Origin of the sequence: Modestobacter sp. I12A-02662, from assembly GCF_041028325.1 — a bacterium.
Taxonomy (GTDB): Bacteria; Actinomycetota; Actinomycetes; order Mycobacteriales; family Geodermatophilaceae; genus Modestobacter.
Genome location: NZ_JABGDE010000012.1, coordinates 36,325 through 58,395, shown reverse-complemented (window position 1 = coordinate 58,395; position 22,071 = coordinate 36,325). Strand labels below are relative to the sequence as shown.

The 22,071-nt window shown below is 75.7% G+C and carries 24 protein-coding genes; 10 read left to right on the top strand and 14 right to left on the bottom strand.

Annotated features, from left to right (window positions below; translation table 11 throughout):
- Nucleotides 1–43 precede the first annotated feature (43 nt).
- A complete protein-coding gene (locus HL189_RS17695; protein WP_369135031.1) occupies nucleotides 44–1,237 on the bottom strand; it encodes an acyl-CoA dehydrogenase family protein in 1,194 nt (397 codons plus the stop codon).
- A 127-nt stretch (nucleotides 1,238–1,364) separates the two neighbouring features.
- Here HL189_RS17695 and HL189_RS17690 point away from each other — a divergent pair, with 127 nt between their 5' ends.
- The 4 genes from HL189_RS17690 to HL189_RS17675 are packed head-to-tail and all read left to right on the top strand — an operon-like array spanning nucleotide 1,365 to nucleotide 4,994.
- Entirely contained in the window at nucleotides 1,365–1,952 is a 588-nt protein-coding gene (locus HL189_RS17690; protein ID WP_369135030.1) for a TetR/AcrR family transcriptional regulator, read from the top strand.
- A 56-nt stretch (nucleotides 1,953–2,008) separates the two neighbouring features.
- Entirely contained in the window at nucleotides 2,009–3,073 is a 1,065-nt protein-coding gene (locus tag HL189_RS17685; RefSeq protein WP_369135029.1) for a FecCD family ABC transporter permease, read from the top strand.
- Complete coding sequence (locus HL189_RS17680; RefSeq protein WP_369135028.1) at nucleotides 3,070–4,161, top strand: FecCD family ABC transporter permease; 1,092 nt, start codon at nucleotides 3,070–3,072, stop codon at nucleotides 4,159–4,161. The genes HL189_RS17685 and HL189_RS17680 overlap by 4 nt, the downstream gene beginning before the upstream one ends.
- On the top strand, nucleotides 4,158–4,994 hold the full coding sequence (locus HL189_RS17675) for an ABC transporter ATP-binding protein (RefSeq protein ID WP_369135027.1): 837 nt from the start codon (nucleotides 4,158–4,160) through the stop codon (nucleotides 4,992–4,994). Before HL189_RS17680 ends, HL189_RS17675 begins: the two co-directional genes overlap by 4 nt.
- A 76-nt stretch (nucleotides 4,995–5,070) precedes the next feature.
- Here the strand turns inward: HL189_RS17675 and HL189_RS17670 are convergent, their stop codons facing one another.
- Both HL189_RS17670 and HL189_RS17665 read right to left on the bottom strand, forming a co-directional pair.
- Nucleotides 5,071–6,054 (bottom strand): acyl-CoA dehydrogenase family protein, encoded by a 984-nt coding sequence (locus HL189_RS17670; protein ID WP_369135026.1) that lies wholly within the window; start codon nucleotides 6,052–6,054, stop codon nucleotides 5,071–5,073.
- A 119-nt stretch (nucleotides 6,055–6,173) separates the two neighbouring features.
- A complete protein-coding gene (locus HL189_RS17665) occupies nucleotides 6,174–7,874 on the bottom strand; it encodes a BCCT family transporter (protein WP_369135025.1) in 1,701 nt (566 codons plus the stop codon).
- 441 nt (nucleotides 7,875–8,315) lie between these two features.
- On the opposite strand from HL189_RS17665, the gene HL189_RS17660 reads away from it, so the two are divergent.
- Nucleotides 8,316–9,143 carry a mechanosensitive ion channel family protein gene (locus tag HL189_RS17660; RefSeq protein WP_369135024.1) on the top strand — a complete coding sequence of 276 codons (828 nt, stop codon included), beginning with the start codon at nucleotides 8,316–8,318 and terminating at the stop codon, nucleotides 9,141–9,143.
- Complete coding sequence (locus tag HL189_RS17655) at nucleotides 9,140–9,694, top strand: hypothetical protein (protein WP_369135023.1); 555 nt, start codon at nucleotides 9,140–9,142, stop codon at nucleotides 9,692–9,694. Before HL189_RS17660 ends, HL189_RS17655 begins: the two co-directional genes overlap by 4 nt.
- A 9-nt stretch (nucleotides 9,695–9,703) precedes the next feature.
- Here the strand turns inward: HL189_RS17655 and HL189_RS17650 are convergent, their stop codons facing one another.
- Nucleotides 9,704–10,735, bottom strand: a complete 1,032-nt coding sequence (locus HL189_RS17650; RefSeq protein WP_369135022.1) for an adenylate/guanylate cyclase domain-containing protein — start codon at nucleotides 10,733–10,735, stop codon at nucleotides 9,704–9,706.
- Between the two features lie 155 nt (nucleotides 10,736–10,890).
- Here HL189_RS17650 and HL189_RS17645 point away from each other — a divergent pair, with 155 nt between their 5' ends.
- Both HL189_RS17645 and HL189_RS17640 read left to right on the top strand, forming a co-directional pair.
- The gene (locus HL189_RS17645; RefSeq protein ID WP_369135021.1) at nucleotides 10,891–11,424 is read left to right on the top strand and encodes a MarR family winged helix-turn-helix transcriptional regulator; all 534 of its coding nucleotides are present in this window, start codon (nucleotides 10,891–10,893) and stop codon (nucleotides 11,422–11,424) included.
- On the top strand, nucleotides 11,424–11,927 hold the full coding sequence (locus tag HL189_RS17640; RefSeq protein ID WP_369135020.1) for an SgcJ/EcaC family oxidoreductase: 504 nt from the start codon (nucleotides 11,424–11,426) through the stop codon (nucleotides 11,925–11,927). Before HL189_RS17645 ends, HL189_RS17640 begins: the two co-directional genes overlap by 1 nt.
- A gap of 30 nt (nucleotides 11,928–11,957) precedes the next feature.
- Here the strand turns inward: HL189_RS17640 and HL189_RS17635 are convergent, their stop codons facing one another.
- Complete coding sequence (locus tag HL189_RS17635; protein ID WP_369135019.1) at nucleotides 11,958–12,989, bottom strand: alcohol dehydrogenase catalytic domain-containing protein; 1,032 nt, start codon at nucleotides 12,987–12,989, stop codon at nucleotides 11,958–11,960.
- Nucleotides 12,990–13,158: 169 nt separating this feature from the next.
- Here HL189_RS17635 and HL189_RS17630 point away from each other — a divergent pair, with 169 nt between their 5' ends.
- The gene (locus tag HL189_RS17630) at nucleotides 13,159–14,250 is read left to right on the top strand and encodes a fatty acid desaturase (protein ID WP_369135018.1); all 1,092 of its coding nucleotides are present in this window, start codon (nucleotides 13,159–13,161) and stop codon (nucleotides 14,248–14,250) included.
- A 142-nt stretch (nucleotides 14,251–14,392) separates the two neighbouring features.
- Here HL189_RS17630 and HL189_RS17625 read toward each other — a convergent pair whose 3' ends face one another.
- The 5 genes from HL189_RS17625 to HL189_RS17605 form a co-directional block, all read right to left on the bottom strand.
- Nucleotides 14,393–15,001, bottom strand: a complete 609-nt coding sequence (locus tag HL189_RS17625; protein WP_369135017.1) for a hypothetical protein — start codon at nucleotides 14,999–15,001, stop codon at nucleotides 14,393–14,395.
- Nucleotides 15,002–15,003: 2 nt separating this feature from the next.
- Nucleotides 15,004–15,534 (bottom strand): gamma carbonic anhydrase family protein, encoded by a 531-nt coding sequence (locus tag HL189_RS17620; protein ID WP_369135016.1) that lies wholly within the window; start codon nucleotides 15,532–15,534, stop codon nucleotides 15,004–15,006.
- 74 nt (nucleotides 15,535–15,608) lie between these two features.
- Nucleotides 15,609–15,926, bottom strand: a complete 318-nt coding sequence (locus HL189_RS17615; protein ID WP_369135015.1) for a hypothetical protein — start codon at nucleotides 15,924–15,926, stop codon at nucleotides 15,609–15,611.
- Between the two features lie 50 nt (nucleotides 15,927–15,976).
- Nucleotides 15,977–16,867: an NAD(P)H-hydrate dehydratase gene (locus HL189_RS17610; protein ID WP_369135014.1), complete on the bottom strand. Its 891-nt coding sequence runs from the start codon at nucleotides 16,865–16,867 to the stop codon at nucleotides 15,977–15,979.
- Nucleotides 16,848–17,603, bottom strand: coding sequence for a histidine phosphatase family protein (locus HL189_RS17605; protein ID WP_369135013.1), 756 nt, complete (start codon nucleotides 17,601–17,603; stop codon nucleotides 16,848–16,850). Before HL189_RS17605 ends, HL189_RS17610 begins: the two co-directional genes overlap by 20 nt.
- Nucleotides 17,604–17,725: 122 nt before the next feature.
- Here HL189_RS17605 and HL189_RS17600 point away from each other — a divergent pair, with 122 nt between their 5' ends.
- Entirely contained in the window at nucleotides 17,726–18,304 is a 579-nt protein-coding gene (locus HL189_RS17600) for a YdeI family protein (protein ID WP_369135012.1), read from the top strand.
- A gap of 29 nt (nucleotides 18,305–18,333) precedes the next feature.
- Here the strand turns inward: HL189_RS17600 and HL189_RS17595 are convergent, their stop codons facing one another.
- The 4 genes from HL189_RS17595 to HL189_RS17580 all read right to left on the bottom strand — a co-directional run bounded on the left by HL189_RS17595 (nucleotide 18,334) and on the right by HL189_RS17580 (nucleotide 22,056).
- Nucleotides 18,334–19,338, bottom strand: a complete 1,005-nt coding sequence (locus HL189_RS17595) for a C40 family peptidase (RefSeq protein WP_369135011.1) — start codon at nucleotides 19,336–19,338, stop codon at nucleotides 18,334–18,336.
- 131 nt (nucleotides 19,339–19,469) lie between these two features.
- On the bottom strand, nucleotides 19,470–19,949 hold the full coding sequence (locus tag HL189_RS17590; RefSeq protein ID WP_369135010.1) for a hypothetical protein: 480 nt from the start codon (nucleotides 19,947–19,949) through the stop codon (nucleotides 19,470–19,472).
- Between the two features lie 130 nt (nucleotides 19,950–20,079).
- Nucleotides 20,080–20,385 carry a hypothetical protein gene (locus HL189_RS17585; protein WP_369135009.1) on the bottom strand — a complete coding sequence of 102 codons (306 nt, stop codon included), beginning with the start codon at nucleotides 20,383–20,385 and terminating at the stop codon, nucleotides 20,080–20,082.
- A gap of 228 nt (nucleotides 20,386–20,613) precedes the next feature.
- A complete protein-coding gene (locus tag HL189_RS17580) occupies nucleotides 20,614–22,056 on the bottom strand; it encodes a glycine hydroxymethyltransferase (RefSeq protein WP_369135008.1) in 1,443 nt (480 codons plus the stop codon).
- Between the last annotated feature and the right edge of the window lie 15 nt (nucleotides 22,057–22,071).

Here is a 22,071-nt window from a genome sequence, read left to right as displayed (position 1 = left end):
GCCGCCACCCTAGGGGCCGAAGTCGCGACTTCGGCCGCCCTCCTCAGCGGGCGAGGGCGAGGGGGGTGCCGGGGGTGACGGTCGTCGTCCGGACGTCGTCCCGGGCCAGCGCCCGGCTGATCACCAGCCGCTGGATCTGGTTGGTGCCCTCGAAGATCTGCATGACCTTCGCCTCGCGCATGTACCGCTCGACCGGGAAGTCGCGGGTGTAGCCGTAGCCACCGAGCACCTGGACGGCGTCGGTGGTCACCTTCATCGCGTTGTCGGTCGCCACCAGCTTCGCGATCGCCGCCTGCTGCCCGTACGGCTGCCCGGCGTCGCGCAGCCGGGCGGCGGCGAGGTACACGGCGCGAGACGTCTCGACGGCGGCGGCCATGTCCGCGAGCAGGAAGGCGAGCCCCTGGTGCTCGATGATCGGGGCGCCGAAGGTCTCCCGCTCCCGGGCGTAGGCGACCGCGTCGTCCAGCGCGCGCTGCGCCAGGCCGGTCGCGACGGCGGCGATGCCCAGCCGGCCCGCGTCCAGCGCGCCCAGCGCCAGCGCCAGCCCCTGCCCCTCGGCGCCGATCAGCCGGTCGGCGGACACCCGGACGCCGTCCAGCCGCATGGTCGCCGTGGTGGAGCCGGTCAGCCCCATCTTGCGTTCCGCGGCGTCGGCGGACAGGCCGGGCGCGTCGCCGGGCACCAGGAAGCAGGAGATGCCGCGCGAGCGGTCCTCGGAGGTCCGGGCCATCACCGTGTAGAAGTCGGCCTCCCCGCCGTGCGTCGTCCAGGCCTTGTCCCCGGTGAGCACGTAGTCGTCGCCGTCGCGCACCGCGCGCGTGCGCATGGCCGCGGGGTCGGAGCCGGCGTGCGGCTCGGAGAGGCAGTAGGCGCCCAGCAGCTCGCCACCGAGGAGCTCCGGCAGCCGCTGCTGCTGCTCGGGGGTGCCCGCGGTGGCCAGCGCGACGCAGGACAGCCCGTGCACGCTGACGCCGACGGCGACGCTCGCCCAGGCCGCGGCCAGCTCCTCGAGCACCTGCAGGTACACCTCGTAGGGCTGCCCGCCGCCGCCGTGCTCCTCGGCGAAGGGCAACCCGAGCAGCCCGGCGCGGCCCAGGGTCCGGAAGACGTCGCGGGGGAACGCCTCGGCGGCCTCGTCCGCGGCCGCCCGCGGCGCGAGCTCCTCGCGGGCCAGCTGGCGGGTCAGGTCGAGGAGGTCGGCGGCCTCCTGGGAGGGCACGAGACGACGGACGGGCACGGCACACCTCCGGCAGCGGCCGGACGACGTCGTCCGGCCTTCGGTACTGGAGAACGATACGCAGTACTGCCACGAGTACTCCACCGCCGGCCGTTGCTACCCTCCGGCACCCCCCGAGGAGGCCGCCATGACATCGCTGGACACGCGCACCGCCCGCACCCGGCGGCGCGCGGAGCTGCTCGACGAGCTGGTCGCCCTCGTGCTGGCGGAGGGCTTCGCGTCGTTCACCCTCGACGACCTCGCCCGCCGGCTGCACTGCTCGAAGAGCACGCTGTACGGCATCGCGGCCAGCAAGGAGCAGCTGGTGGTGTCCGCGGTGAAGCGGTTCTTCCAGACCGCGACCGCCGCCGTGGAGTCCCGGATCGCCTCGACCGGCGACCACCGGGAGCGGATCAGCGCCTACCTGCTCGCCGTCGCCGAGCAGCTGCAGCCGGCCTCCCCGGCGTTCTTCGCCGACCTGGCCGCGTTCGCACCCGCCCGGGAGATCTACGAGCGCAACACCCGTGCGGCCGCCGGCCGGGTGCAGCAGCTGGTCGGCGAGGGCGTCGCGGCCGGCACCGTGCGGCCGGTGCACGCCTCGTTCGTCGGGGTCGCGGTCGCCCAGGTGATGGCGGCGATCCACCGCGGCGACGTGCTCACCGCCACCGGGATGGACGACGCCGCCGCCTACCGGGAGCTCGCCGACCTGGTCGTGGCCGGGATCGCCCCGCGCTGAGCAGGGGCGGCAGGTAAGGTCAGCCTAACCAGTTCGCCGTCCCCCAGGAGCCGCACGTGGCGCAGCGCACGGCCACCCGGCCCGTCCAGACGGCGGACCAGCCCCGTCGGGGCCTGCTGCGCGGCGGGCTGTCGCGCACGGGCGGGCTCTGGCTGCTCGTCCTCCTGGTACTCGCCGCGTGCGCGCTGAGCACCGCCGTCGGCACCCGGTCCATCGGGCTCGGCACCGTCTGGCAGGCGCTCACCGACTCCTCGCTGCCGGGCGACGACGCGATCATCGTCCGGGAGCTGCGGGTGCCCCGCACGCTGCTCGGCCTGCTCGCCGGGGCCGCCCTCGGGATCTCCGGCGCGCTCATGCAGGGCCACACCCGCAACCCGCTCGGCGACCCCGGGCTGCTCGGCGTCACCGCCGGAGCCGCGTTCGCCGTGGTGCTGGCCATCTCGCTGCTGGGCATCACCTCGCCCAGCGGCTACGTGTGGTTCGCCTTCGCCGGCGCGCTGCTCGGCAGCGTCGCGGTCTTCGCGATCGGCGGCTCGGGCCGGGGCGGCGCGACCCCGGTCAGCCTGGCCCTCGCCGGCGCCGCCCTCACCGCGCTGCTGTTCGCGCTGGTGCAGGCGCTGACCATCCGGGAGCAGACCACCCTCGACGCCTTCCGGTTCTGGATCGTCGGGGCGCTGGCCGGCCGGGACCTCTCGATCGCCACGCAGGTCGCGCCGTTCATCGTGCTGGGCGTGGTGCTCGCGGTGGTCAACGCCCCCGCGCTCAACACCCTCAGCCTCGGTGAGGACGTCGCCCGGGGCCTGGGCCAGCGGATCTGGCTGGCCCGAGCCACCGGGCTGGCCGCGACCACCCTGCTCACCGGCGCCGCCACCGCCGCCTGCGGGCCGATCGCGTTCGTCGGGCTGGTCGTCCCGCACGTCGCCCGGGCGATCACCGGCCCCGACCACCGGTGGCTGGTCCCCTACGCCGGCCTGCTGGGCGCGGTGTCGTTGCTGGTCGCCGACGTGCTGGGCCGCGTCGTGGCCCGCCCCGGCGAGCTGCAGGTCGGGATCGTGCTCGCGGTGGTCGGCACGCCGTTCTTCGTCGCCCTGGTCCGCCGCCGCCGGCTGGCGCAGCTGTGACGCTCACCGCCCCCACCCGGACGCCGGGGACCTCTGCCCGGCCGCGTCGCGCGCTGCGGGTCGGTCCCGTCTCCGGCGCCTACCGGCTCCGCCCGCTGGCCGTCCCGCTGGCCGTGCTGGCCGCCCTGGTGCTCGCCTGCGCGGTCAGCCTGGGCCGCGGCGACTTCCCGATCAGCGTGCCGGAGGTGCTCGGCGCCCTGGTCGGAGCGGGTGACGACACCCAGCGGTTCATCGTGACGGAGCTGCGCGCCCCGCGGATCGTCGTCGGCCTGCTGGTCGGCCTGGCCCTGGGCGTCTCCGGCGCGCTCATCCAGACCTTCGCCCGCAACCCGCTGGCCAGCCCGGACATCCTCGGCGTCACCGGCGGCGCGGCCGTCGGCGCGGTGGCGCTCATCGTGCTCGGTGGGGCCGGCGGCGCCGGCGCCGTCCTGGGCGGGTTCGGGACGCCGGCCGCGGCGCTGCTCGGCGCACTGGCCGCGGCGGCGCTGATCTTCGGCCTGGCCTGGCGTAAGGGCATCGACGGGTACCGGCTGGTGCTGGTCGGCGTCGGCCTGTCGGCGTTCGCCCAGGCGCTGGTCAACTACCTGCTCACCCGCAGCGAGATCACCGACGCGGCGGCCGCCAACGTGTGGATCTCCGGGTCGCTGCACGGCCGCGGCTGGGGCCAGGCGCTGCCGCTGGCGCTGGCGCTGCTGGTCCTGTTCCCCGCCGCCCTGGCACTGACCCGGGTGCTCGGGGTGCTGCAGTTCGGCGACGAGACCGCCCGCGGCCTCGGGATCCGCGTGCCGCTCGCCCAGGGCACCGTCGTGCTCGTCGCGGTCGGCCTGGCGGCGTTCGCGGTCGCCGCGGCCGGCCCGATCCAGTTCGTCGCGCTGGTCGTCCCGCAGATCGCCGTCCGGCTGACCGGCGGCTCCCGGCCGCCGCTGGTCGCCTCGGCGCTCCTCGGCGCGCTGCTGCTGGTGCTCAGCGACCTGGTCGCCCGGACCGCGTTCCCCGAGACGTTCCCGGTCGGTGTGGTCACCGCCGTGGTCGGCGCGCCCTACCTGCTCTGGCTCCTCGTCCGCGGAAGGCGGCGATCGACCCTGTGACTGCCCTGACCTCCCCCTCCGCCGGGACCTCCACCGGCGCGGCGCCCGCCGTCCGGCTGGCCGCCGACGGCGTCCGGCTCGCCTACGGCGAGAAGGTCGTCGTCGAGCAGCTGGACCTCGGGCTCACCGACGGGTCGTTCACCGCGATCGTCGGGCCCAACGGCTGCGGCAAGTCCACCCTGCTGCGCGCGCTGGGGCGGCTGCTGCGGCCCACCGAGGGCACCGTGCTGCTCGACGGCCGGGCGATCACCGCCACCCCCACCCGCGAGGTCGCCAAGGTGCTGGGCCTGCTGCCGCAGACCCCGCTCGCCCCCGAGGGGCTGACCGTCGCCGACCTGGTGGCCCGAGGGCGGCACCCGCACCAGACCTGGCTGCGCCAGTGGTCCTCGGACGACGAGGCGATCGTCACCGAGGCCCTCACCTGGACCGACATGGCCGAGCACGCCGACGCCCCGGTCGACGCCCTCTCCGGCGGCCAGCGGCAGCGCGCCTGGATCTCGATGGCGCTGGCCCAGGGCACCGACCTGCTGCTGCTGGACGAGCCCACGACCTATCTCGACCTGGCGCACCAGGTCGACGTCCTGGAGCTGATCGGCCGGCTGCACACCGAGCGGGGGCGCACCGTCGTCGTCGTGCTGCACGACCTCAACCTCGCCGCCCGGTACGCCGAGCGGCTGGTCGCGATGAAGGACGGCGTGCTGGTGGCCTCGGGCACGCCGCGCGAGGTGCTCACCGAGCAGCTGCTCGCCGACGTCTTCGAGCTGGAGGCGCGGGTGGTCCCCGACCCGGTGTCCGGCACGCCGATGGTGGTGCCGGTCCGCCGGCTGCGGTAGATGAAGGACCCCTCTGCCCCCCACCCCTCGCGAGCTCGCGGCGGGGCCCTGCAGAGGGGCCATCGACGAGCCGTCCTCAGCCGCCGAGCTCGGCGACCAGCGCCTGCTTGATCGCCGGCCGTGAGCCGAACACCAGCAGGAACAGCGCCTCCCGGGCCAGCCGCTGGGCGTGCGCACCCGCCAGCACGGCCCGGCTGCCGGTGACCGCCACCAGCAGCCCGGCGGCGCGGTGGGCCAGCGCGGAGGCGTGCGCCCGGGCGGCGGGCAGCTCCTCCGGACCCGCGGCGTCGAGCCGGGCCCGCGCGGCGGCGAGGTCGCCGTCCAGTGGTGAGGGGCCGATCAGCCGGGCGCAGCGCGCGACCAGGCCGAGCGCCAGCGAGCCGTTGAGCCGCAGCCCCGCCGGGTCGCCGGCGAGCAGGTCGGCCAGGGGGACGGCGACCAGCAGCCGGCCCGCGGGCACCCGGTGGCCGGTGAGCACGAGCTCCACGGTGGCGCTGGCCTCGACCGCGACCATCCGCTGCGGGGTCACGCCGAGGCTGGGCCCGGCCACCGCGTCGACGAGCACGAAGCACACCTGGTCCCCGTCCCGGGCGGCCACCAGGAGCAGGTCGACGTGCCCCCATCCGGTCACCCACGGGACGGCGCCGTCCAGGACGAGCTGCTCCGCCTCGCGGCGCACCCGGATCGCCGGCGGCCCGGGGCGGACCGCGGCCTGCAGCGCGATGCCCGCCCGGCGGCGGCCGGCGCACAGGTCGGCGAGGAACGTCCGCCGCAGCTCCGCCGAGCCGTCCCCGAGCATGCCGGCGACGCCGAGGTGCTGCAGCCAGACGAACGTCGTCGTCAGGTCGCCGGCGGCGAGCTCCTCCACGACCGCGGCGACCGTGGCGGGGTCCGCGTCCAGCCCGCCGGCGTCGGCGGGGCCGGTGAGGCCGTACAGGCCGGCCGCGGCGAGCGCGTCCAGGGAGCCGGCCGGCACGGCGCCGGCCGCCTCGACCGCCGCGGCGGCGGGGAACAGCAGGTCGTCGGCGAGGGCGCGGGCACGGGCGACGACGTCGGTCATCCGCTCATGGTGCCGGGGCCGCGCAAGGACCCGGCGCCCTGCCCGTGGGCTCGCCGTTGTGCGCGCACGGTCGCCTCAGCCCGCGTGAGGCAGCCATGAGCGCACAACGGCGGAGGGGCTCAGCCCCGCGGGCGGCCGGCCGGGACGTCCTCGGGGAGCGGGGCGACCGTGTTGGGCGTCGCCTCCGGAGGCGGGGCGGGCTCGACCACCAGCCCGAAGTCGTCGCCGTGCCGGGTGATCCCCTTGACGACGGCCTGCTCGACGGCGCCCGTGGCGTACGCCCGCCGCAGGACCAGCGGGTCGGAGCGCAGGTCCTTGGCCAGCGCGACGGCCATGCCGACCATGACCAGCGCGAACGGCAGCGCCGCGATGATCGTCAGGTTCTGCAGCCCGGTGAGGGCGTCGTCCCCGCCGACCAGCAGCATGATCGCCGCGACCGCGCCCATCACGACGCCCCAGAAGACGACGATCCGCCGGCTCGGCACCAGCGTGCCCCCCTCGGACAGCGAGCCCATGACGATCGAGGCCGCGTCGGCGCCGGACACGAAGAAGATCGACACCAGCAGCACGACGAGCACCGTCATGACGGTGGCAGCGGGGAACTGCCCGAGGACGCCGAACAGCTGGCCCTCCGAGGTCGACTGCCCGGCGACGTCGACGCCGTCCTGCTGCGCCCGGATGCCCGCCCCACCGAAGACGGCGAACCAGAAGAGGCTCACCACGCTGGGCACCAGCAGCACCCCGGTGACGAACTGGCGGATGGTCCGGCCGCGGCTGATCCGGGCGATGAACAGCCCGACGAACGGCGTCCAGCTGATCCACCACGCCCAGTAGAAGACGGTCCAGCCGCGCAGCCAGGTCGCGGTGGCGTCGCCGCCGGTGGCCTCGGTGCGCCCGACCATCGCGCCGAGGTCGGACGCGTACGCGCCGATCGCCTCGGGCAGCAGGTTGAGGATGAACACCGTCGGGCCGACCAGGAAGACGAAGAGGGCCAGGACGACGGCCAGCACCATGTTGGTGTTCGACAGCCACTGGATGCCGCGGGCCACCCCGGACACCGCGCTGGCCACGAAGGCCGCGGTGAGCACGGCGATGATGGCGACCAGGAAGCCGTTGCCGACGTCCCCGGCCCAGCCGAGGATCTCCACGCCCGAGCCGATCTGCAGCGTGCCCAGCCCCAGCGAGGCGGCCGAGCCGAACAGGGTGGCGAAGACGGCCAGGACGTCGATCAGCTTCCCGGCCGGGCCCTCGGTGCGGCGGCGGCCGATGAGCGGGGCGAACGCGGCGCTGATCAGCTGCCGGCGGCCGCGGCGGAAGGTGCCGTAGGCGATCGCCAGGCCGACGACGGCGTAGATGGCCCACGGGTGCAGCGTCCAGTGGAACAGCGTGGTGGCCATCGCCGTCCGGACGGCCTCGGCGCTCTCCCCCTCGACGGTGCCCGGCGGCGGGGTGACGTAGTGGGCCAGCGGCTCGGCGACGCCGTAGAACATCAGCCCGATCCCCATGCCGGCGCTGAACATCATCGCGATCCAGGAGACGGTCCGGAACTCCGGCGCCTCGCCGTCGCGGCCCAGCGGGATCCGGCCGTACCGGCTGGCCGCCAGCCACAGGACGTAGACGACGAACGCCGAGGCCAGCGTCACGAACAGCCAGCCCAGGTTCTTCTCGATCCAGACCAGCGCGGTGGTGCTCGCCCCGCCGAGTCCGGCCGGGGAGGCGAACCCCCAGGCGACGAAGGCCAGCGCGACGACGGCGGCCACGCCGAAGACGACCGTGTCCAGCCCACCCCGATCGGCCGCCGGAGCCGGTGGCTCGGCCAACGCCGGGTGCGCGTCCGCGATCGTCTGATCACTGTACGTGACGAGCGGAGGTCGCTCGCCCCCATGCGGTGCGGGGGATGTGCTCACGGGTGGATGCGGCGCTCTGGTCGGGCGCCTCTCCCTTCCTCAGGTCGGTACGACAGCGACGGCGGCCCTGGGGCTGGGGACCGGTCGTTCTCCACCGTGCGCTGGGAAGGGAGCGGCCGCAAACCGAGTTGATCTCGACTTCATCACCCAGAGTCATCACCGGCTCGCCCCGGGGCGGCATCCGCGGGACACCGGACGGCCCCCCGGGGCGCATGTGACCGGGGCGACGGGCCAAGATGGGTCCGGGATGGAGGTGCACCGATCGAAGCGCTAGAGGACGTCTGGAACTGGTTCCGCGGGGCCGGTCTCGAGGCCCTGCTGATCCTGCTCGGGGCCACGCTGCTGGCCCGGTTCGTGAGCTGGGCAGGCAACCGGATCACCGACCGGATCGACGCCAGCTACACCGGCTCCGACGCCCTGGTGCGCTCGGAGGCGGCCAAGCACCGGCACTCGCTGACCCAGGTGATCACCTGGGCGGGGATCGTGCTGATCTGGTCGATCGCGTTGTTCTTCGTGCTGGAGACCCTCGGCGTCCCGGTCACCGGGCTGGTCGCGCCGGCCACGGTGCTCGGCGTGGGCCTCGGCTTCGGTGCCCAGCGGATCGTCGGCGACGTGCTGGCCGGCTTCTTCCTGATCACCGAGCGGCAGTACGGCTTCGGCGACGTCGTCTCCATCCAGGTCGTCGGGGGCGGCGACCCCGCGGACGGGACGGTCGAGGACGTCACGCTGCGGATCACCCGCCTCCGCTCGGTGAACGGCGAGGTCGTGATCGTGCCCAACGGCCAGATCGTCAAGGTGGTCAACCTCTCGCGCGACTGGGCCCGCGCGGTCGTCGACGTCCCGGTCCCGGCCACCACCGACGTCAACCGCGTCCAGGAGGTCCTCCGCGAGGTGGGCACGAAGGCGTACGACGATCCCCGCCTGCACCGGCTGCTGCTCGACGCGCCCAGCGTCATGGGCGTGGAGAGCCTGGCCCTCGACGAGGTCAACCTGCGGATGGTGGCCCGGACCCTGCCGGGCAAGCAGTTCGAGGTGGGGCGTGACCTCCGGGCGCGCGTGGCGCTGGCGCTCTCCCGGGAGGGCGTGGCGCTGCGCGCCACCTCGACCGGGGACGGCGACGCCCGGAGCGTCCAGGAGGAGGCCCTGGCCGAGGACCGGGCACGCAGCGGAGGAGCGGCATGAGCCCCCGGCACTCGCAGGACGACCTGCCGACCACGGTGCAGCAGCAGACCGCGGTGCAGCCCGCCGTCGCCGCCGTGCCGGCCACCCGGCACTCGCGGCTCTTCCCGGGCGGGCGGCTGCCCGCCCGGATCGGCCGGGCCCGCACCTCCACCCTGGCGCTCGGCCTGCTGTTCGTGCTGCTGTTCGCGCTCTACGTCGCGGTGCGACCCGACCCGGTGGAGTACACGACGGTGACCACCACCAGTGGTCAGACCCTGCGGGTACCCGCGTCCGACGTGCTGCCCCCGCCCACCAGCCCGGTCCCGGGCCCGGAGTCGACGCCGGCACAGACTCCCGACCCCGCAGCGCCGACGAGCGACCCGGCGGACACCACCAGCACGGAGCCGACCGCCCCGACGACCACCGGCCGGCAGACCCCCACCACCGCGGCTCCGCCGACGGACGACGAGGAGGAGTCGACGACCTCGGCGCCTCCGCGCTCCCGGGCCACCACCAGCGCGCCGGCTCCCACCAGCGACGCCCCCGCGGAGACGGCGGAGCCGACCGGCTGACCCGCGCGCTCAGGGCTGCGCGTCGTCCCCCCTACGGCGGCTGACCAGCCACGGCTGCAGGTCCTCGAAGCCGCGCACCGAGCGGCGCTGCAGCGGCACGACCCGGTAGCGGGGGTGCCGCTGCAGCCGGGCGGCCAGCTCCCGGTCGACGAGCACGCTGCCGGCGCGGGCCACGGTGGTCAGCCGGCTGGCCAGGTTCACCACCGACGAGTACACGTCCCCGAGCCGGGTGAGCACCCGGCCGTGCGCCAGGCCGACCCGCAGCGGCGGCCGGTCCCCGGCCGCCCACCGCTCGGGCAGCGACAACCCGATCTCCGCCGCGGCGGCCGGGTCGGTGGCGGTGAACAGCACCCCGTCCCCGACGTTCTTCACCACCTGGCCACCACCGCGGGCGACCACCTCGGCGGCGGTCGCCTCGAAGTCCTCGACCATGACCCCCAGCTCGGCGCCGCTCATGCCGCGCGTGCGGGTGGTGTAGCCGACGAGGTCGGCGAAGCCGACCGCCAGCACGCGCACCTCGCCGGCAGCGGGCGCCATCGGTGCCCGCTCGACCCCGGCGGCCAGGTGCCGGCGCCACACGTAGTCCTGCACCCCGCCCAGCAGGGTCAGCAGCGCGTCGGCCGTGGGTGGCACGTCCCAGGGCGCGGGGTGCGACCCGTCGGGCCGCCCGGCGCGGTCACGGGCCAGGGCGCCGGTGAGCAGGGCCGTCTGCCAGTCCGCCAGCCGCGCCAGCGGCTGCGCCAGCGCCCGGGCGAACGACGCCTCGGTGCCCGGGGCGACGAACCCGGCGTCGACGAGATCGGCGAGCGTGCGCAGCGCGGTGACGTCGTCGTCGGTGAACACCACGTCGTCCTCGGCGGCCTCGGGGAAGCCCAGCGCGTGCCACAGCCGGCCGAAGCGGTCCGGCGGCATGCCGGACAGCTCGGCGACCTGCGCCCGGGTGTACCGGCGACCACCCCCGAGCAGCAGCCGGTCCACGCCGGCGCCGGTCGGGGTGGCGCGCGTGCTGCCCTCCTCCTGCACCTCCCGAGTGTGGAGCACGGGCCCCGGGTCGTACCGCGAGTCGCCGCGCCGGGAGCGGCCTCGGACCGCGGTGACGACGGCGATGCCAGGTCGGCGCACCGCTGTCCACGGTTGACGGGAGGTGGCAGGCCATGCACAATCTCGCTTAGTTTCTAAGCGAGTTGGTGAGGTGGATGGCTCGAGGGAGCGACGCGCACCTGGCGCGCCTGGCGCAGCTGACCCGCCGGCACAGCACGGCCACGGTGCTCTACCACCACGCCATCGCCGAGCGGCTCGGGCTCGGGCCCTCCGACCACAAGTGCCTCGACCTGCTGCTGCAGCACAGCGAGCTCACCGGCAGCAGGCTCGCCGCGATGACCGGGCTCACCACGGGCGCCGTCACCGGGGTCGTCAACCGGTTGGCGGCGGCCGGCTTCGTGCGCCGCCGTCCGGACCCGGCCGACGGACGGCGGCAACTGCTGGAACCCGTCCCGGAGCGGGTCGGGGAGGTCGCCGCCGTCTTCGCGGAGAACGGCCCGGCACTCGACCGTCTCACCGACGGCATGACCCCGGACCAGGTCGACGCGGTGCTGACCTTCCTGGCCCGCGCGACCGAGGAGCTCCAGGAGCGCACGACCCGGCTCCGCGGCCGCGCGCTCCTCGGCGGCACCGACCGCGCCGCCGGGCGCAGGCCCACCCGTCCGGACCGAGCGGAGGAGGACTCCTGATGGCGATCGTCGCCAGGGCTGCAGACGCGACGCTGACCGAGCTGTTCGACCGGATGTGCGCGGCCTGGACGGCCGGCGACGCGGACGCCTACGGGGCGTGCTTCACCGAGGACGCCGACTACGTGTCCTACGACGGCACGCACGCGCGCGGCCGACAGGCCGTGGTCGACAACCACGACCGGCTGTTCCGCGGCGTGCTGACCGGCTCCGCGCTCGTCGGCCGCGTCGAGTCGATCCGCCACCTGCGCCCCGACGTCGCCGTCCTGCACGCGACCGGCTCCGTGCTCATGCCCTGGCGGGCCAGGCTGCCGGAGCGGCGGCTCTCGCGGCAGACGCTCGTCGCCGTGCGGGATGACGGCGCCTGGCGGATCGCCGCGCTGCACAACGGGCGGGTCCGGCCGGTCACCATCCCCGAGCCGGCGTCCATGCCGTCCCGCATGTCCCGGGCGATGACGGCGACGGCCCGGGCACTCGGGATCGGTCACGCCTCCAGCGGCCGTTGAGCACGGCTCCGTCCCCCGTGCCGGCCGTGCTCAGAACGCGGTGACGACGGCGATGCCCGGCTCGCCGCCCACGCCCGCCAGCGCCGGCCCGGCGTCGGCCAGCGTGAGCTCCCGGGTGACCAGCAGCTCCGGGCGCAGCCGCCCGGCGGAGATGAGGGAGAGCATCGCCGGGTAGTCGGCGGCGGCCATCCCGTGGCTGCCCAGCACGGCGAGCTCCCCGGCGACCACCGCCTCCATCGGGATCTCCGGGCGGCCGAGAACCGGGGGCAGCAGGCCGACCTGGACGTGCCGTCCGCGCCGGCGCAGGCTGCGGATGGAGTTGACGCAGGTGACCGCGGCACCCAGCGCGTCGAGGGAGACGGAGGCGCCGCCGCCGGTGAGCTCGACGACCGCCGTCGGCACGTCGGCCACCGACCCGTCGACGACGTGCTCCGCGCCGAACGCCGTCGCCAGCTCCCGGGCGCCCGCCGCCACGTCGACGGCGACGACCCGGGCCCCGGCGGCGACCGCGACCTGGACCGCCGAGAGCCCCACCCCGCCGCAGCCGTGCACCGCCACCCACTCCCCCGGCCGCACCCGGCCGACCCCGGTGACGGCACGGAAGGCGGTGGCGAACCGGCAGCCCAGGCTGGCGGCGGTGCTGAACGGCATGTCCGCGGGCAGCGCGACCAGGTTCACGTCGGCGGCGTCGAGCGCGACGTACCCGGCCAGCGAGCCCCAGTGGGTGAACCCGGGCTGGGTCTGGCGCAGGCACACCTGCCCGTCGCCGTCCCGGCAGGGGCCGCACCGCCCGCAGGCGCACACGAACGGGACGGTGACCCGGTCGCCCACCGCCCAGGACCGGACCCGCGCGCCGACCGCGGCCACCGTGCCGGCCAGCTCGTGACCGGGCACGTGCGGCAGGTCGACGTCGGGGTCGTGCCCCGACCAGGCGTGCCAGTCGCTGCGGCAGATCCCGCTCGCCCCCACCTCCACGACCACGCCGTCCGGGGCCGGCCGCGGGTCGGGGACCTCCTGCACCGTCAGCGGACCGCCGAACTCCTCGAACACGAGTGCGCGCACGCCGACAGCCTGCCCGAGCCGGTCGGCGATCCGCGGCCCGCGTGGCGGGCCGGTCGTGTGCCACCTACCGTCAGGTCCACGCGGTGCTCAAACCATGCGGTAGCGCGGACTCCTTCCGGCCGGATCGACGGCACCGCCCTGCTCCGCGGGGCCCTTCCAGAGAGCACCCATGACCTCATCTGCACTCGAGGCGTCCCCTCGAGCGGCCACCGTCCGCCGCGCCCGCGACCGCCAGGTCAGCGGGTACGCCGAGCTCTCCCGGCAGGTGCGCGACGCCGGGCTGCTGAACCGCCGGCGGGGCTGGTACCTCGGGGTGATCGGCCTGACCGTCGCCGCCTTCGTGAGCACCTGGGTGGCCGTCGTCCTGCTCGGGGACACCTGGTGGCAGCTGGTGCCGGCCGCCGTCCTGGCCGTGGTCTGCACCCAGTTCGGCTTCCTCGGCCACGACACGGCCCACCGGCAGGTCTTCGCCTCCCACGCGGCGAACGCCTGGGCCGCCCGGGTGCTGTCCTGCGGCTTCGCCGGGCTGAGCTACGGCTGGTGGATGGGCAAGCACAACAAGCACCACAACGCGCCCAACCAGGTCGGCAAGGACCCCGACATCGGCCCCGGCCCGCTGGCCTTCCACCCCGAGGCCGCCCGGGGGCGCACCGGGGTGGCCGCGTGGTTCACCCGCCACCAGGGCTGGGCGTTCTTCCCGCTGCTCACCCTGGAGGGCGTGGCCCTGCACGTGGCCAGCGTCCAGACGCTGTGGCAGCGCAAGGACATGCCGCACAGGTGGCTGGAGCTCGGGATCATCGGCGTCCGGCTGGCGGGCTTCGTGGCGGCCGTCTTCCTGCTGCTGCCGGCCGGCATCGCCGCCGCGTTCATCGGGGTCAACCTCGCGGTGTTCGGCGTGCTGCTCGGCGGGTCGTTCGCGCCCAACCACAAGGGCATGCCGCTCGTGCCGGAGCAGGCCAAGGTCGACTTCCTCCGCCGCCAGGTGCTGATGTCGCGCAACATCCGCGGCGGCCGGTTCACCGACCTGTTCATGGGCGGCCTCAACTACCAGGTGGAGCACCACCTCTTCCCGAGCATGCCGCGCCCCAACCTGAAGCTCGCCCAGCCGCTGGTGCGGGACTTCTGCGCCCGCTCCGGGGTGGTCTACACGGAGACCTCGCTGCTGGGCTCGTACGCCACCGTGGTCAAGTACCTCAACCAGGTCGGGCTGGCCGAGCGCGACCCGTTCAGCTGCCCGCTGGTGCGCCAGTACCGCGTCTGACCGTCACCGGGCCGGGCGCCGGGCGAGCTCGTCGACGGCCCGCAGGCAGATCACCGAGGCCAGCGCTGCGGGGTCGTCCAGGCGTCCACGGGGGCATCCGAGCACGCGGATCGGGACGCGCACCGTCCTCGACCCACTGTCCTCAGCCCACCGTGAGCAGCACCAGGAGGACCACGGCGGCGCCGAGGACCGCGAGCGCCGCCAGGCCGGCGCGGTGGCTCCGCTGCGCCCGCCGGTCGGCCGCCACGCGGTCGAGCAGCCCGGCCGGTGCCGCCCCGTCGACCTCGGCGGCCCGGTGCGACAGGTCCCGGCGCAGCGCCGCCTCGACGTCCGGCTCCCCGAGCAGCTCCGCGAGCCGGGCCAGGCCCTGGCCGGCCAGCCCGGCGACCGCCGCCGGCCGGCCGACCGCCGGGCCGACCACCTCATCGGGCAAGTCCTCGCCGTACCGGAGCACCAGCACCGCCCGCGTCCGCGCCGGCAGGCGGGCGAGGGCCGCGGCCACCGGGCCGGGGCCGGGCGTCGCCGGCCGGGCGGCGCCGGGCCAGCTGAACGCCGCGGTGGCCTCCACGACCCCCTCGCGCCGGCTGCGGCGCAGGTGCTCGGTGACGAGCCGGCGGCGGTCGACCGTCCCCCCGGCCACCAGCACGGCCAGGACCAGGTCCTCGGCGGCGGCCCGGTCGCCGGTGAGCAGGTACGCGGTGCGCAGCAGCGCGGTCGCCTGCCCGCCCGCGTCCGGGCCGTCGCCGGACACGGTCAGGACAGCCGGCGGACGGCGCGGTGCCGGTCGATCCGGTCGGTGTAGCTGACCGCGTTCGCCTTGATCGCGGCGACGTCGTCCTCGTTCGTCTGCCGGCGGACCTTGGCCGGCACCCCGGCGACCAGGGAGTTCGGCGGGATCTCGGTGCCCTGGGTGACCACGGCGCCGGCCGCGATGATCGACCCGGTCCCGATGTGCGCGCCGTTAAGCACGGTGCTGCCCATCCCGACGAGCACCTCGTCGTCGACCCGGCAGCCGTGCAGCACCACGCCGTGCCCGACGGTGACCCGCTCGCCCAGCACCAGGGGGAAGCCGGGGTCGCTGTGCAGCGTGGAGCCGTCCTGCACGTTGGAGTCCGCGCCGATCTCGATGACCTCGGCGTCGGCCCGGGCCACGGCTCCGTACCAGATGCTCGACCGCGGGCCCATCGTCACCTTGCCGACCACGACCGCGGTCGGCGCCACGAACGCCTGCTCGTCGATCTCCGGGGACCCGAAGTCCAGTTCGCCGATGTAGTGGTCCGCCACCCTGCTGCTCCTTGCGCATTCCGCGGGCCGGTCCCACGGCGAGAGGTCGTGTCTACCCCACCCCGCGGAGGAGCTCACGCCCGGCCGGTCGGTCCCCATCCGGCGAGGAAGGTGGGGAGGTCCTGCTCGGCCAGCTGCCGCTGCACCAGGCGCAGCATGTCGCCGGGCACGGTGGGGTCGCCCGCCGGCACCCGCAGGACCTCGGTGCCGTCGTCCCGCCGGGTGACGACGACGTCGCTCAGCGAGGGTGCGGGCAGCAGGCCCATCGCCAGCTCCGCGATGAACGCGGCCAGGAACCGGGTGCTGCGCAGCAACCGGCCGCCCGGCCTGGCCACCAGCTCCGCCTCGAGCACCTCGGCCGCCGGGCGGCCCGTCTCCGGGGTCGTCGTCACCGGGTCAGGCTGGCCCATCCGGCGCTCCGGAGCCAGCAGCCCCGCCGCGGTCAGAGATCGACCTCGGCGAGCACCCGCGGCACCTCCGGCGGCAGCTCGCGGGCCAGGAACCCCAGCCGGCCGACCCGCGCGGCCAGCCGCTCCCCCGCCCGGCCGTGCACGTAGGCGGCCCAGACCGCGGCCTGCGCGGGCTCGGCACCGCGTGCGAGCAGCCCGGCCACGATGCCCGCCCGGACGTCACCCGAGCCCGACACCCCCAGCCCGGCGCCGCCGGTCTCGTCCTCCCACAGCCGGCCGTCGGGGGCAGCGATCCAGCTGGTCTCCCCGCCCAGGCCCACGACGGCCCGCGACTTCTCCGCGAGCTCCCGGGCGGCGCCGGCCGGGTCCTCGGCGAGGTCGTCGGGTCCGGTGTGCAGCGCGATCCCGAGCTCCGTCGGGTTCGGCGTGAGGACGGCGCGGCCCTCCAGGTGGTGCATGCAGCGGGGGTCGGCGGTGACGGCGGCGAGCCCGAGCGCGTCCAGCGCGACCGGCCCTTCCAGCTCGGGCAGCAGCGCCTCCACCAGCCCCCGCGTCTCCGCCTCGTCGGCCATGCCCGGACCGATCAGCACCGCCGACGCCTTCTGCGCCAGGTCGAGCACCAGCTCGGCCGACGAGGCGCGGATGGCGCCCTCCTCGGTGGACGGCAGACCCCGCACCAGGGCCTCGGGCAGCGAGATGGACACGTGCGGCGCGACCTTCGACGGGACGGCGACCTGCAGCTTCCCCGCTCCGGAGCGCAGCGCCGCCTCGGCGGCGAGCAGCACCGCGCCCAGGGTCTCCGTGCTCGCGCCGACCACGAGGACCGACCCGCGCGAGTCCTTGCCCCCCGTCGGCTCGGGCAGCCGCCAGCCGCGGAGCACCTTGGCGGTGACCAGGGTCGACTCACGCCGGGGACGGGACATCGTTCTCCTCGGTGACCGGGGCGCCGGCGTCGTGCTCGTCGGCCGCCAGGTGCGGAACGGCGTTGTACTCGACCAGCCGGAAGGACCCGCCGTCCCCGCGGACGTACCGGGTCACCGACGTGTTGGCGACCGGCTCCCCCTGGTCGATCTCCAGCAGCTCCGCCTCGGACAGCTCCTCCAGCACGTACCGGAAGACCATGAGCACCGCCTGGTGGGAGACGCACAGCAGCCGCTCGCCGTCGTGCCGCAGCGCCTCGGTGGCGAGCAGGCTGCGGATCCGCAGGGCGACGTCGGCCCAGCTCTCCCCGCCCGGCGGGCGGTAGTAGAACTTGCCGAGCAGCGCGCGGCGGCGGGCCTCGTCCGGGTACTCGGCCCGGATCCCGGCGCCGGTCATGCCGTCGAAGGCGCCGAAGTCCCGCTCCCGCAGCCGCTCGTCGTACCGGATCGTCAGGTCCAGCCCGCCCGCGTCGAGGACCCGCTGCGCGGTCGTGGCGGCGCGGGTGAACGGCGAGCTCAGGACCGTGGTGGGGCGCTCGTCCGCGGGCAGGCCGGCCAACCAGCGGCCCAGTGCGTCCGCCTGCGACTCACCGGTGGGGGACAGCGGGACGTCGGGGTCGCGGACGTCGAGCTCGAGGCGGCCCGCGCCGCTGTCCTGCGCGGCCGCGTCCGCGACGTTGCCCATGCTCTCCGCGTGCCGCACCAGCCACAACGCCGCCGGGCCCGGTTCCCGCGCCATGTGCCTCCCCGATCCCGCCGCCGGTCCTCGGCGTCGTCCGGTCCCCGGTAGCCGGGCATGCGACCGGTGAAACGGTGCGGGCGGACCTGGACGGACCCGGCGCGGCTCACCACCATGACCGGGTGCCCGACGAGAGCCGCTTCGCCACCCGCGCCTTCGCCACCGCCGCGGACCTCGAGGAGTGGCTGGCGGCCGAGCACGACCGCGCGCCGGGCCTGTTCCTGCGGCTGGCCAAGCGCTCGGCAGGTGTGCCGTCGGTGACCCTGACCGAGGCCGTGGAGGTCGCGCTCTGCTTCGGCTGGATCGACGGGCGGGCGAACCGGGTGGACGACGACTGGTACACCGTCCGCTTCACCCCCCGCCGGCCGCGGAGCGTGTGGTCGCAGCGGAACGTGGGGACCGTCGCCCGGCTGGTCGCCGAGGGGCGCATGCGGCCGGCCGGCCTCGCCGCGGTGGAGTCGGCCCGGGCCGACGGGCGGTGGGACCGCGCCTACGCGGGACCGGCGACGATCACCGTCCCCGACGACCTGGCCGCCGCCCTGGCCGCCGAGCCGGCCGCCCAGGAGGCGTTCGCCGGGCTGGACGGCGCCAACCGGTACGCGGTGCTGTGGCGGGTGCACACCGCGGCGACGCCGCAGACGCGGGCCCGGCGGATCGCGGCCACCGTGCAGATGCTCACCGAAGGCCACCGCCCCCACTGAGGGCGCAGCGTGGATCAGGTGCCGCCGGGTCAGCCGGTGACGCGGCGGGCGCTGACGTAGCCGCCCTTGTCCACGCTGGTCACCGCGACCGGGCGGCCGGGCACGCTGGCGTGCACCATCTGCCCGTTCCCGATGTAGATGCCCACGTGGCTGATCGGGTTGTAGAAGAAGACCAGGTCGCCGGGCTGCAGGTCGGCCCGCGCGACGGGGACCCCGACCCGGGACTGGGCGGCGCTGGAGTGCGGCAGCGCGACCCCGGCGGCCGCGTAGGCGTACATCGTCAGCCCGGAGCAGTCGAAGGCGTCCGGACCGACGGCGGCGTGCCGGTAGGAGTCCCCGAGCTGGGCCAGCGCCGTCTGGACGGCGGACCCGGCCGCCGCGGTGGGTGCCGGGGCGGCGCTGGCCACGACCGCCGGGCCGGCGAGCGCGGTGTGCACCAGGACCTGGTCGGCGGCCGAGAGCCGGGCGAGGTCCGCCTGGTAACCGGCGAGGTCGGCCTCGAGCTGCTCCTGGCGGGCGGCCAGCTCGGCGGCGGCGGTCTCCGCGGCCACCGCGGCGTCGGCGGCGGCCCGCTGGGCCTGCTCGGCGGTCGTGCGGGCGGCCGCCGCGGCGGCCACGACGTCGTCGGCGTGGTCGGCGAGCTCGTCGAGCGTGTTCAGCTGCTGCACCAGGTCGTCGACGGAGCCGCTGGTGAGGAAGGCCGCGAGCTGGCCCCGCGTCGTCCCGATGTACCCGGCCTGGGCGATCGCCGCCAGGGCCGGCCGGAGCTGGTCGAGCTGTGCCTGCGCGGTGGCGGCGGCCACGGTGGCCTCGGTCGCCGCGACCTGCTGCTGCTGCGCCGCGGCGGCGGCCTCGTTGACCTGCTCCCCGATCGCCTCCAGTTCCTGGGCCGCCCGGGTGACGGACTGGCGGGCCTCCTCCGTCGTGGTGGGCGTGGCCGAGGCCGAGACGGGGGCGAGGACGATCGCCGCGGCACCCACGCTCAGCGCCAGCGCCGCGCCGCGGGTCCACCGGCGGGTGGTCGAGCGGGTCACCGGGCCTCCAGGTGCGCACCGTCGCACCCGGGAAGGGGAGCTGGTAACTGCGCGCGTCGGAACGGACGGTAAGGAGACCGCTGCTGGCAGCTCCGCCGAACGCGCCGGGACCGATCAGTCCACCGTCGTCCTCAGTCCCACAGGCCCCGCCCGCCCCTCCCGTTGCGCGCCGACGGCACGATCCGGTCGGCGACGACCCCGGTGGCGAAGGAGTAGACCGCCTTGTGCCCGACGTCGACCACCTGGTCCTGGCGCGACCAGGTCCACGGCGGGGCGCCGACCCCGGTGACGTTCTCCAGCGTCTGGTCGACGGCCAGCCGGACGGCGGTGTGCCAGGCCGACGCGCGCCACCCGCGCAGCCCCGCCGCGGACCAGATCCCGCGCAGCGCCCCGACGGCCGCTCCGGTGCCCCAGTGCATGAGGTGGTTGCGCACCGGCGGCCGTGCCGACTCCGGCAGCCGTCGTCCGGTGGTCAGCGCGGTGAGCGTCCGGGCCGGCACGTAAGAGTCCGGCCGCCCGGTGACCGCCTGCTCCACCTTCTCGCCCGCGGTCATCACCGCGACGCCGACCAGTCCCGCCACCGCGCCGCGCAGCGCTGCCCGTGCCCACATGCCAGCGGGCTACCCGGCCCGGTGCGGGGGGAACCAGGCACGGACGACGACGAGCCGCCCGCCGGTCCCCCCGGCGGACGGCTCGTCCGGTGCGGTCCCGGCCTGCGGCCGGGGAGGTCGTGCGGCCGGGTCAGCCGATCGAGGGCTCCTGGGCCTGCAGCGCCTCGAGCACCGCGACGTCGCGCAGGATCGCCGAGAGCTCGCTGGAGGTCCACGCCTCGCAGCAGGCGCAGTCGCCGCTGTCGGTGAAGCTGACCAGGCCCAGCTGGCCGGCGGCCTGGTCCTCGGCGAGGGCGAGCTGGCCGTCGTCGGGGTTGCGGTGGCACCGGCAGCTGGAGGCGCACATGCCCAGCCCCCAGCCGGAGACGACCACGGCCGGGCCGTTGTCGTGGACCTTGCCCAGCTGGAAGATCGAGGGCTTCTGGCGGTACGTCATGGAGGCTCCCCTCGCCGTCCTGCCGGGGGCAGGTGGTCGTCGTCGGCGTCAGGAAAAAAGTAGCCGCGCTCGAGGTTTGAGGACGGCGACACCCGGGAACGGACGGCGGTTCTGTCGTCCGTTGCTGAGCTCCTGCCACACCCGCCCCGCACACCCCGGCAGCCCCGGGCCGGCACCCCGCTCCTGGTCACCCGCCACGCGCGACGTCCACGTCCCGCGCCGGAGTGGTCATCCGCGGGTCCCGAGGTCCAGCTGCACCTCGGGGTAGAGCGGGTGGACGGCGAGCAGCTCCGCGGCCCGGGCCCGCACCCGCTCGGCGACCCGCGGGTCCAGCCGGTAGCGCACCTTCGAGTCGGCGTCGGGCTCGGTGGCGGCCAGGACGTCGGCGATGAGCTCCCCGACCTCTCTCAGCTCGTCCTCGCGCAGCCCGCGGGTGGTCAGCGCGGGGGTGCCCAGCCGGATGCCGCTGGTGTACCAGGGTCCGTTCGGGTCGGCCGGGACGGCGTTGCGGTTGGTGACCAGCCCGGCGTCCAGAAGCGACGCCTCCGCCTGCCGGCCGGTCAGCCCGCCCGCGCCGACGTCGGCGAGCACCAGGTGGTTGTCGGTGCCGCCGGTGACCAGCCGGACGCCGCGGCGCAGCAGCCCCTCGGCCAGCGCCCGGGCGTTGGCGACGATCTGCTGCGCGTAGCCGGCGAACTCGGGACGGCGCGCCTCGGCCAGCGCCACCGCCTTGGCGGCCATCACGTGCGGCAGCGGGCCGCCGAGCACCATCGGGCACCCGCGGTCGACCGAGGGCGCGAACTCCTCGGTGCACAGCACCATGCCGCCGCGCGGGCCGCGCAGCGACTTGTGCGTCGTGGTGGTGACGATGCCGGCGTGCGGCACCGGGTCGAAGTCCCCGGTGAGCACCTTGCCGGCGACCAGCCCGGCGAAGTGCGCCATGTCGACCATCAGCGTGGCGCCCACCTCGTCGGCGATCTCCCGCATCGCGGCGAAGTCGACCAGCCGCGGATAGGCGGAGTAGCCGGCGACGAGGACCAACGGCCGGAACGCCCGGGCCCGCTCGCGCAGCGCCGCGTAGTCGATCAGCCCGGTGGACGGGTCGGTGCCGTAGCTGGACTGCTCGAACATCTTGCCGGAGATGTTCGGCCGGAAGCCGTGGGTGAGGTGCCCGCCGGCGTCCAGGGACATGCCGAGCATCCGCTGGTCGCCCAGCGCCCGGCGCAGCCGCTGCCAGTCCGCGTCGGTCAGGGCGTCGACGTTCTTCACCCCGGCCTCGGCCAGGGCGGGGCTCTCCACCCGGTGGGCGAGGACGGCCCAGAAGGCGACCAGGTTGGCGTCGATGCCCGAGTGCGGCTGCACGTAGGCGTGCTCGGCGCCGAACAGGTCCCGGGCGTGCTCGGCGGCCAGCCGCTCGACGGTGTCGACGTTCTGGCAGGCGGCGTAGAAGCGCCGTCCCGGGGTGCCCTCGGCGTACTTGTCGCTGAACCAGTTGCCCATCGCGAGCAGGACGGCCGGGGAGGCGTAGTTCTCGCTGGCGATCAGCTTGAGGCTGTCGCGCTGGTCGGCGAGCTCCTGGCCGATGGCCGCGGCGACGCGCGGCTCGACCTGCGCGATGACGTCCAGGGCGCTGGCGAAGGCGGCGGTCTTGCGGGTGTCGGTGCTGGTCACGGGCTCTCCTCAGGG